The sequence below is a fragment of the Parabacteroides goldsteinii DSM 19448 = WAL 12034 genome (assembly GCF_000969835.1).
In the GTDB taxonomy this organism is placed as follows: domain Bacteria; phylum Bacteroidota; class Bacteroidia; order Bacteroidales; family Tannerellaceae; genus Parabacteroides; species Parabacteroides goldsteinii.
In genome coordinates this window covers 2,415,484-2,426,463 of the sequence record NZ_KQ033912.1, presented here as the reverse complement: position 1 = coordinate 2,426,463, position 10,980 = coordinate 2,415,484, and the positions used below count along the sequence as shown (strand labels likewise).

4 protein-coding genes and 1 pseudogene are annotated in these 10,980 nt (G+C 44.5%); all 5 read right to left on the bottom strand.

Translation table 11 applies throughout. From position 1 onward, the window contains the following. Positions 1 to 82 precede the first annotated feature (82 nt). The 5 genes and pseudogenes from HMPREF1535_RS08875 to HMPREF1535_RS08855 all read right to left on the bottom strand — a co-directional run bounded on the left by HMPREF1535_RS08875 (position 83) and on the right by HMPREF1535_RS08855 (position 10,970). Positions 83 to 2,815, bottom strand: a pseudogene (locus HMPREF1535_RS08875) (GH92 family glycosyl hydrolase). A gap of 52 nt (positions 2,816 to 2,867) precedes the next feature. Then, the gene (locus tag HMPREF1535_RS08870) at positions 2,868 to 5,219 is read right to left on the bottom strand and encodes a glycoside hydrolase family 95 protein (protein WP_046145908.1); all 2,352 of its coding nucleotides are present in this window, start codon (positions 5,217 to 5,219) and stop codon (positions 2,868 to 2,870) included. Positions 5,220 to 5,231: 12 nt separating this feature from the next. Beyond that, positions 5,232 to 7,190 carry a glycoside hydrolase family 97 protein gene (locus HMPREF1535_RS08865; protein ID WP_046145907.1) on the bottom strand — a complete coding sequence of 653 codons (1,959 nt, stop codon included), beginning with the start codon at positions 7,188 to 7,190 and terminating at the stop codon, positions 5,232 to 5,234. A 556-nt stretch (positions 7,191 to 7,746) separates the two neighbouring features. Further along, a complete protein-coding gene (locus tag HMPREF1535_RS08860) occupies positions 7,747 to 9,324 on the bottom strand; it encodes a glycoside hydrolase (RefSeq protein WP_046146477.1) in 1,578 nt (525 codons plus the stop codon). An 11-nt stretch (positions 9,325 to 9,335) separates the two neighbouring features. Next, positions 9,336 to 10,970 (bottom strand): RagB/SusD family nutrient uptake outer membrane protein, encoded by a 1,635-nt coding sequence (locus tag HMPREF1535_RS08855; RefSeq protein WP_046145906.1) that lies wholly within the window; start codon positions 10,968 to 10,970, stop codon positions 9,336 to 9,338. Positions 10,971 to 10,980 lie beyond the last annotated feature (10 nt).

The window sequence follows — 10,980 nt, the reverse complement described above, 5'->3', positions numbered from 1 at the left end:
GAAGTTAGAATATATAAGTCCCCAAAGATACTTAAAATATCTCCGGAGACTGCATTAGTAATATACAACATCAAATCATCGCCTATTTTCCCCAGGCCTTATTCGGGGTATCCCCCATCCATAACTCCAACAAGCCTCCGTCCGAAAAGACTGCATGAGGTATCCGGAAAGAGTTGTACTCTTTTCCGTTAAGCCGTGCACATTGGATATAACAATTGGCTGCCGAATTATTGTAAGTCTTTATTTTAAAGGTTTTCCCCTTATAATAATCAGTATCCAGCGAAATAGTCACCTCGTCGAACACCGGACTTGTTATATCGTATTGCGGATCACGGGAAGAACCGCCGTCCAAGGCAAACAACCCGATCGCCATCAATGAGCTCACGCCGCCCATCTGCCCCTGGTCCTCATCATGTCCGCCATATCCCCTGTCGGGAGTAACCGCCCCGTAAGCCTGTTCCTTCACACGGCGCACCCAGTATTGAGTCAGCCAGGGTTTCCCGGCATGCGAAAAGACATGTGCATTCGAACAACCCGGCTGGTTCGCATAACTGACATAACCACTGCCGTATCCATAGACAAAATCTGTTGACTCCGACTGCTTGAAAGCAAAATCCAACTTACTGCAAAGACTGTCATTTCCTCCCATCAACCTTGCCAACACAGGGATATCGTGCGAAAGTCCGAACGTCGCCTGCCAAGCGTTGGCCTCTACATATCCGTTACCGCTCAAAGGGTCAGTATGCAACCATTCACCGTTTGCCCTCTTCGGCAAGATCAGTCCCAGTTCTTTATTAAAAGAAGCAGGCCAGCCTGTAGCCCGTTTATGGAAATAGTTATAATCGCTTTTCTTTCCCATTTTAGCAGCCATTTCAGCCAAAGCCCAATCTTCAAACGCCCACTGGATGGTCAGACCGGCATTACCGGGACAATATCCGTTACGAACATAAAAATCTAACTCCTTATCCATTCCCAATGCCAGCATTCCTCCTTTGGAATGATTCCGTTTCATCGCCTTGAACGCTTTTTGCTGATCCTACTTCCTGGTCAGTCCTTTTTGGAAAGCACTCGTGATAAGAGAGGTAGCAGGACATCCGGACATGATATATGAATATCCACCGGCGCAAGGCCCGCGGGGAAGCAGATTCCCATTCACATCGTATTCCAGCAAAGAAGCCGCAAAATCATCCAATACCGAAGGATAAGCCAATCCCCAAAGCGTATTCAGGTTCCATTGTGTCAACCAAAACGCATCAGAGTTATACATGTGATGTTTCACCTTCCCTTCCCGGTCCTTAGCCAGTTGCCTTACATGGAAACGGATATTTTTCGTTTTAGAACCTTCCCGGGTACCATCCGTATAATCCGGATATTCGCCGTTATAATCATCCAGTTTATGCCTTCCCAGTAAAGAATGCCACAAATCGGTATAGAACTTCATTTGTTAGTCATGGCTTCCTCCTTTCACATCGATCCGTCCCAACCATTCATTCCATTCCTGCTGTGACTCCTGCCGTACCCGATTAAAATCCCAGTGGCTGCAATCCTGCTCCAGATTCTCCCAGGCATTGTCCGTACTGACATAGGAGATAGCCACCTTCATCTGTACCTGTTCGCCCGGTTGTACCTGATAATTCGCTTTCACACCCGAAGTGCGAGCATCATGGTAACTCATTCCCTGGTTTCTCGGAGTACTCTCTCCGGCACCCTGCAACTCGCTGATATCTTTGAACTGCTCCGATCCGACCCAGCCGTCCAGCGACCTGAAAGGAGTATCGAATGTAACGGCAAAATAAATCCTGACCACATCGGGACCGCCCCACAAGCGTCCGGTCGTATCGAAATAGCCTTCCACACCTTCATTTCCCTTTTTATAAACATGGGCATTTACCATTGTCGAAGTGTCGACATAACCACCCAGGTTCAGCAAAATATCAGCCGGATTTTCCTCCGTATACGTAAACCGGTAGAAGCTGACGCGATCGGTAGCTGTCTGCTCCACCCACATTTTATAAGTATCCAGAAACAACCTGTGATAACCCGGTTGTACAATCTCTCCCTGATGCAGGAAAGAAGATTTCCAGGACTGTTCTCCTCCCGTCGGGTCCACCTCGCCCGTCACCGGCATCACCGTCAACCCGGACAGCATCCAGCAATGGATCTGCGGGAACCCCAGCACTTCCGTCGAATTATAATTATACCCGCCTCCATACTGATTCTTGTTTCTTGTCAGAGGCGCCGCCCCTATCATCCCATAAGGTTGGTTCCCTGTGATAAAGAAAAAATACCGTCCACGGGCAGTCTCGATATAAGGATTTACCCAGGATACATGATCCGTATAATCATCGGGAGAAGGAAACACCTCGATCTCCGAAAGCCCTACCTGCGTACCGGCGGCATCAGTCACCTCGAACCGTACCCACTCGACCTTCCGCGACTCAAACTCAATCTCTTTGGGAGTCCCGTCATTAGCCATTCCCCAGACATTGATCTTACTGCCGTCACTGAAATGCAATACGCCTCCGGCTACATGTGCCTCCATGGCCGGACGGTCATACAGAATAATTTTATTGATATTCACGGGGCGTTCCCAATCTAACTGTATCCAGGGATAATCGATCTGTCCCCAGAAAGTCTCCGTACTTTTAGATACCCATTCCCCTTTTCCCGGTACCCGTATCAGGCCATCGATCACCTTTGCCGCATCGTGACCGGCATCAATCGAAGAGGAAGCCGATACACGTGCTTGCGGGGCAATATTATAGGGAGTTGCCTGCACTATATTCCAAGGAAAACCTCCTAGAAGAAGGAGCATGCAAAGTTTCAAATATACTTTCATAAGATAAAAGACTTTTATCGGTTATTCTTTAATCTATTATTACATCTATGCCGTCCTGAACCCTTAAGTTTCTGACCTTATCACGATAACGGACTTTAACCTTTTGCGGTTTGTCGGAATATATCCGGGCAGAGATCAATTCGCCTTCCTTCCATTTCATATCAACCGTATAGCCACCCCGTGCACGCAATCCGCGTATCTCTCCCGTTTTCCAGAAAGAAGGCAACGCAGGAAGCAAATGAATCTCCCCGTTATGACTCTGCAACAACATCTCGGCTATACCCGCCGTACCCCCGAAATTACCGTCTATCTGGAAAGGAGGATGGATATTAAACAAATTGCTTTGGGTTGTTTTAGCCAGTAACATCTGTACATTGTTGCCTGCCTCTTCCCCATCCTGCAAACGGGCGTAAAAGTTGATCATCCAGGCACGGCTCCAACCGGTGTACGAACCTTGTCGGTTCGATTCATTCTCATTGTAGAAACGACGACGTTCAATGGTTTTACGGGCAGCTTCAAACAAATCCTTCTTGGTTGAGTTGATCGAAGTACCCGGATAAAGCCCAAAGAGATGAGAGATATGGCGGTGCCCCGGTTCGACCTCTTCATAATCTTCAATCCATTCCTGAATTGTCTGATAACGTTTGCTTATCCGTATAGGCGGAAATTTACGCAAAATTTCAGATAACTTCTTATTATTCTTGGAGTCTGCACCAACAATCTTACCGGCATCCAGGCAAGCATGAAGCAACTCATATATGATCTCGATATCCATCGTCGCACCGTATGTCAGCATATACGTCTTGCCATTCGGTAACTTATACCTGTTTTCCGGTGAATTGGAAGGAGCTGTCACCAGATACCCGTTATTATCTTCCACCAAATAAGACATGATAAACTCAGCAGCTTCCATCATAGCTGGATACGCCTCGTTCTTCAAATACTCCTTATCGCCATTAAACAGGAAATGTTCCCATTGATGTAAGACCAACCAAGCACTCGCAATCGGGAAAGTACCCCATCCCACTCCATCGGCAATGGCTGTACGACCGAAAGGATCCGTCAGGTGATTCATCGTCCACCCTTTAGCATTGTAAGTTTTACTTGCTGTCACCCGACCTGGTACCCGGAGCGCATTAATGAAATTGGAAAAAGGCACTACCGTCTCCGACAAATTACAAACCTCAGCAGGCCAGTAGTTCATCTGGATATTGATATTCGTATGGAAGTCGGAACTCCAGGCCGCATACATATCTTCATTCCATAACCCTTGCAAATTAGCCGGAAGCACACCGGGAGCGCGGGAAGAATTCATCAACAGATAACGTCCGTATTGGAAATAAAGCGTAATCAGGGAAAGATCGGTTTCTCCGTTTTTCACCCGTTCCAACCGACGGTCGGTTGGCAACGTGGAAGACTCGCCCATATTGAACGTCACACGGTTGAACAGACTACTATGATCTGCCACATGCGCCTGCTTTACTTTCTCATACGAATCCTTACCCAGCCGGGCAAGAATTTGTTGGCACGTTTTCAACGGATCGATTTCCCTGTCGACATCCAACTTAGCAAAATTATAGTCTGTAGCAGCTGTCAAATAAAAAACAACTTCGTCTGCCTTTTCTACATAAAACGCATTGTTCAACGCCATCAACTGCCCACCTTTATGAAACCCGGCAATCCGGCCAGCAAAACGCATGTGAGGACCGATCGCACCCATTTCCGCTTCCGGCAAATCTATGATCTGGCCCTTTATCTCCAACTCATTGGCCGATACCGGACAGGCTGTAGCATCCTGTTCCCTGTCATAATGCAACCGGAACGTCAGAGCACCAGGCGTATCGGCCGACAAACGAATGACGACAACGTCATTTTCAGCAGAGACGAACACTTCACGTTTATAAGTCACCTGATTTAACGTATAAGAGACAGAGGCAATACCAGTCTCCAGATCCAGTTCCCGCCGGTAATCGGAAACAGCCGAATTAACGTTCCGGCCGGTCAATAAGTCTATATAAATATTTCCAAACGGCTGATAAGAACGAATACGCAAGGGATCGCTTTTCATGTATTTTTCCGATAACTCCACCGCCTTTCCGATCTCTCCATTTAGCAACAATTGTTGTATTTCAGGCAGTTTGTCGGCAGATGCCGCATTGGCATCGCTTTTGGCTCCGGCCCACAGACTTTCTTCATTCAACTGAATGGTTTCGCGTCGATAGTCACCGTACACCATCGCTCCCAAACGGCCGTTTCCCACCGGAAGAGCCTCGTTCCAATCTTTTGCCGGCTTGTCATACCATAACCGGCAATCCTGTTGTTGCGCCGATAGCGCGATCGAAACTATACAACAAAGTGTGATAAATAGATTCCGTTTCATAAATACAATATTTTAATACCTGCTAATACGAGCCACGAAGCCACCGCCCGACATCAATTCTTCTTTAAGCCGCTGGCCGGAACGAACTTTACTTTTCTTCACCACAAGCTGTTTCCGGTTGCCGGGGGCATCCGTAGCTATTTCCATCTGATATTTCCCTTTCGGCAAGAAATCCAGCTTCGCATCAAACGTACGGGCATCCTCTCCGTTAAGGACGGTCAGATACCAAACATCCCCTTTTCTGCGTGCCAAAGCAGCCAACCTGCCGATCTCGCTTTCCGGCAATACAACCGTTTCATCCCAAATCACCGGTACACTTTCTATAAACGAGCGTCCGGGGCAGGACAACATTTCATCCACATCTGCCGCAAAGATCAACATCGGGGAAGTAAACATATAAATGGATGACAACTGGCATCCAAAGGTGACGGAGGGAGAGCATTGCGTAGTGAAACTCATCGGCGTATAATCGGCAGCTCCTACCAACCAACGGGTAAAGGGCAATACCGTATTGTGATAAGGCCAAGCCGGTCCCGGAGCCCAGCTATCCTCTCCACCTACACATTCCAAACCTCTCACCGCCTCTTTCGCCAACAAGTTCGGATAGGTATAGGAGTCGCCGGTCGGTTTATTCACACCGTGGAAGATAACCATCAACTTTTCTTTGGCGGCATCTTTCAAAATATTCTCCATCAAATTCACCGTAAAGAGGTTTTCGGTATGGAAGAAGTCTATCTTCAACCCTTTCACCCCAACTTCTGCGCACTTCTTCATGAAATTGGTGCGTTCTTGCGGATCTACCAGACCAATGTCTGATTTATTACCAGAGCGGGGAGACGAAGAACGCCATACCCAAATATCCACATTCTTGGCTTTGGCATAATCCACCAACTCTTTCAGTATTTCCCATTTAGTCCGTCCGTTTGCCTCTTTCTCTGTTTGTTGCCACAACTCCCAGCCATCGTCTACCACTACGGATTCAATACCCAGTTCAGCACATCCGTCTACAAACCGTTTTTGCGTAGCTACACTTAGTTTTTCACTACCCTGCACATACCACGTAAAGGTCGCCCTACCCGGTTTTATCCAATCTGTCTTTGCTCCATCCGGGAAAAGCGTTTTATTCGGCTGATCAGAAACCTGAGCAATGATCTGGTTATTTACCAAGCCATTCAAATCTTTTGACAACATAAGGATACGCCAGGGAGTTACAATTTCCTGACTTTCCGCTTTCGGGGAAACAATCCACGGGATATTACGCACTTCTTCATGCCAGTATTTAGCAGGAGGAAGACCAGTAACTATTCCCGTTTCCACATGTCCCTTATTTTCCACATAACCAAACTGTACCTTGTTCGGAGCTGTACCCAACAGTACTGCACCATGATAATTGAACAGATTTGCTTCCGTGATCGCTGCATAAATTCCATTCGGTAAATGAAAAGTCGCAGGCGGAGCCAACAACTCGCCTTCTATACGGTCAGTCTCCCGTTCCTGGTACTGTTGCAACCAGCCGTACTGAAATGGACCGCTGGCATACCAAACTTTAGTCTGTGACGGGAAAATAAACGATGTTTCCTCTCCATAAATACATACAGGTCCATCTGCCGGAACGCGGTAACGCAGGGCAATCCCGTCAGGAAATATCCGAGCATCCAAAAAGAAACGGCAACCATCAGCTTGTTGGAACTCATAGACCAGGGTATTGTTCTCCTTTTTCTCCTTGCTCAACTGTTGAGCATCTTTCCCCAGCAGACGGTGATCAACATTCAATCCTAAAGGAGCTTCCCGAATAACTGAATTTTCCTCATAAGAGACATCCAGTACCAATTGTTTATCGGCATTCGCCTCTATTTTCAACTTTACCGGAGTAGCACCGGTAACAGCGTCTACCGCCTCTCCTTTTACAATCTGACTTATATTCAATAAGAACAGAGTTATGGCTAAAAATTTCGTTATACGATTATTCATCTTAAGTTATATTAGGCTTCAAAACATTGAAATGGTAAAAATAAGAAACAAATCCAATAGATACTTTTATAAAATACGGGTATTATTTTGCAAAATCCGAGATTAAGGGAAGAAAACTATCCGCACCTCATAAAGATAGCGGATGCGATTAAATAAACAACGGAAATGATAAAATATTCTGTTTTCTTGTGTTTTACTAAAAAAATTATCCTTACTTTGCCATGACAATTAATACGTTTGTTTTCAAACACTTACCCTTATCGTCCTTACTTCACTTCCCATTCAAATCAGCGGCCGATAATTGTCAGCCGTTTGGTTGATAATCGTGAGCCAATCGGTCGATAATTATGAACCATACGGTTGATGGTTATCAACCACTGATTACATGGCATACTAATTCTAATTAGTACGTATACTTTTTCCGGTTAGGTCGGTATAAAATTCTATTCATGCCATAGTAAAAATATGAGCGGTAATAACCACTACAAAGAGAGGTTCCGCATGTCTTCAAAAAAATCAGTCCTGCGAAAGACTTCGGCAGGACTGAACTTTTCAACTAGATTACAACTGTAACCACAGCCTTCGGGGCAATTATCAATTCCGATAATTTATGTTCTCCCGTATATTCCAGATTTTTATCCATATCAGTAACATACATTTTCCCTTTGGTTGAATTACCACATCTAATCTTCACTTCTTTCTGCTTATCTTCATAATTGATAAAAACCAACACTACCTTTTCCCCATCCGTATAAGCAGAACTCATTAACGAAGTTGCCGCCTCCTGTTCAGAAATTTCCGGTTCTCTGTCCAACGAAATCCTCCACATCCCCGGACGAATAAACAGACTAAAATTACCTGTCGCCCACAGCATCTTCGTAGGACTTACAATTCCGTCATATTTCAAACTTTCGGCTGTTGAATGCTCGTTAGGCTTCAACTGGATAGGAACATCTTCACCCAAAGAAACAGCAGTCCACCACTGCCATGCCGATGCATTGGCTACCGCCAAATCAGTATGGATAATCCGTGCAACATATAATCCCAGATTCAGACTTTTGGCAGGGGAAGGTTCACCGGATATTTCATCATTTTTCTCCAAAATACAATATTCCGAAGCCCAGAACTTAGTACCATTATCAGCCGCCGACAGAGCCCCACGTATTTTCTGTCTCAACCCAACCAATGTTTTCGCCGGGTAAGCACTCCAATAATCATGGGCAGAAACACAATTATACACATTGGGCATCCCCATAATATTGTACTGTCCTTTACGAGTAAAAAACTCTTCTATGATATTATCCGGCATTGTCAGACTGGTGTCGCAGTCGAACAAATACTTCATATCAGCCGCCTCTCCAAACACAATTTTCGATGAAACGCCATGTCTGGTTAATGCTTTATCCAATTCTTCGACAAGCATATAAGCATCTTGATTGGTTGCAAAACTACCTTCCTGCCACTTATTTTCTCCCCAATCAATCTGAGGTTCATTTATAGGACTTATATACCTGACATTAAACCCTTCATCAATGAAATGCCTGGTTGTTAACGCCAGAAAATCGGCAAAATCATCGAATTTGTCATGCTGCAAATTAATCCTCTTCTTATCCGACGCCAATGTCGAACCACTTCGCGTCATAAAATAAGGAGCCGAATTGGTAAAAAACAGAAAGTCATCGACTCCTCTTTCTTTTGCCGCCTTCATAAACCACTGCTGTCCGGCCTGCTTACTAAAATCATACGAGCCATCCGGTGATAAAAAACACTCTGTACGATTCCAGGTGCTCGTGACTTCTTTATTTTCCCGGTTTTCAAAACTCCCGGCACCAATATTCACTCTCCAGTTACTCAGACCTATACCAATCGGATTTCCGTTGGTATCCATCTTCGTACTAAAAAGTAAGTCAGCAATCCTTTCGCGTTTTTCCACCGGCCAATACCGACCGACAAAAGCGATCCTCCAGGCATCCGATGCCCCGAAATTATCGATCACCTGATATTTTATATCTTTCCTTACCTGAAACATCACCGGTTTCTCTTTCTTTTGCGTAACTCCGGCAAAAAGATTCGGAATAATACAGGCAGAAAGAAACAACAAACCTAGATATCTTTTTAATAATCCATATACCATAATCATTCCTTTTATTCAAAATTTGTTTGAACCAGATTCGGATTTCGGTCTAGTTCCGATTGTGGTATAGGAAGATAAGTATTTTTGAAGGAACGTATTTCCAATACGACTTTATTCTCCTCTCCAGTTTTGATAACAACCCGTTCTTCCTGAGGAATATTCGTATCCATAATGACTGTACCATAGTTGGTTGCATAAATAGGTCCGTTAAGTACTTCTTTTGCAATACCCCATCGTACGATATCACTACGTCTTAATCCTTCGAATGCAAACTCAACGCGTCTCTCACGCCTTAACAACTCACGCAAGGTTGCCTGTGTCGAATATTTATTTCTATCTACCATCGGCATCCCGGCACGTTTCCGCACCTCATCCATCAAATTGCAGGCTTCATCAAGATCTCTGTTGAGCTCGATCAATGCTTCTGCCTTTGATAAAAGCACCTCGGCATAACGAAAAACAATAAAATCGAGTCCTGTATTGTTGATATCCGAATATTGCGTAAGAGGCGACATATATTTACAGCATGTATATCCCGATTGTGAAGCATTACGTGAATCATTTGCATTATCCTTGTTCGGTTTCCCGTCTATAGTCCTATCGAGTGTATTATATATTCTGTAAACGCCGTTAGGATTCACCCAATCTGCTCCGGAGTACAAAACTGTTGCATAAAAACGGGGATCTCTATTCTTATAAGGATGAACCGGGTCATATTCTCCGTTTTTCTCAGCTTCTTCGATCGTCAGACCGGAAGATGTTTCATAAGCGTCGACCAGGCTTTGTATAGGAACAAATGCCGACCATCCCCCGTCGTTCGCATTACAAAATTCAATAATTGTCTGATTCTTATAATCATTCTCCACCTTTTTAGCAGCCAGGATAATCTCGCAATTATCTTCATTCGCTTCTTTAAACAAATCAGCATAAGGAGTCGTTCCGGCAGTAAACAAATTATAAACCCCCAGTTTCTCTATTTCATCGGCTGCTGCAATCGCTTCTTCATACTGCTTGTAATACAAACACATTCTCATTTTAAGTGCCAATGCCGCCCCTCTTGTGATACGACCAGACTCTTTAGGTGTAACATCCAAGTTTCCATCTGCCGAAAGCTCATTCAATTCATCCAATATAAATTTAACTATATCAGTTTCGGGCGATGCCGGTATTTTGGATTCTTCCAATGTAGATATAACTTCTGTTACCAAAGGAATATCTCCATAGGCTGTCGCCATCATATAATATCTCCAGGCACGAAGAAAGCGAACCTCATTCCTCAGTTGTTTCAGCCTGTTCGGATCTTTAAACGGAACTTCGGTGTTTTCGGTAAGAGCCAAGAAATTATTACAACGAGTGATCAAAGTATAATCAAACCATCCGATTCCTGGATTTGAATGCGTCGCTTTTCCGTTGGCATAAGCAGACCAGTTCGTATTGATGGCACAATAGCCATTATCACTAAACACATCATTATAAACAGTAAACGTCTGATCCACATAACCATCATAACAACCGACCACTAACATTTCAATATCTTTTTCCGTTTTCGGGAAAGTAGCAGTCGATAAAGAATCTTTAGGTGCACGATCCAGAGAACAAGAAGTAACCAGAATACCTATAATGAATAAAAATAATATCTTTTTCATACGATTAATC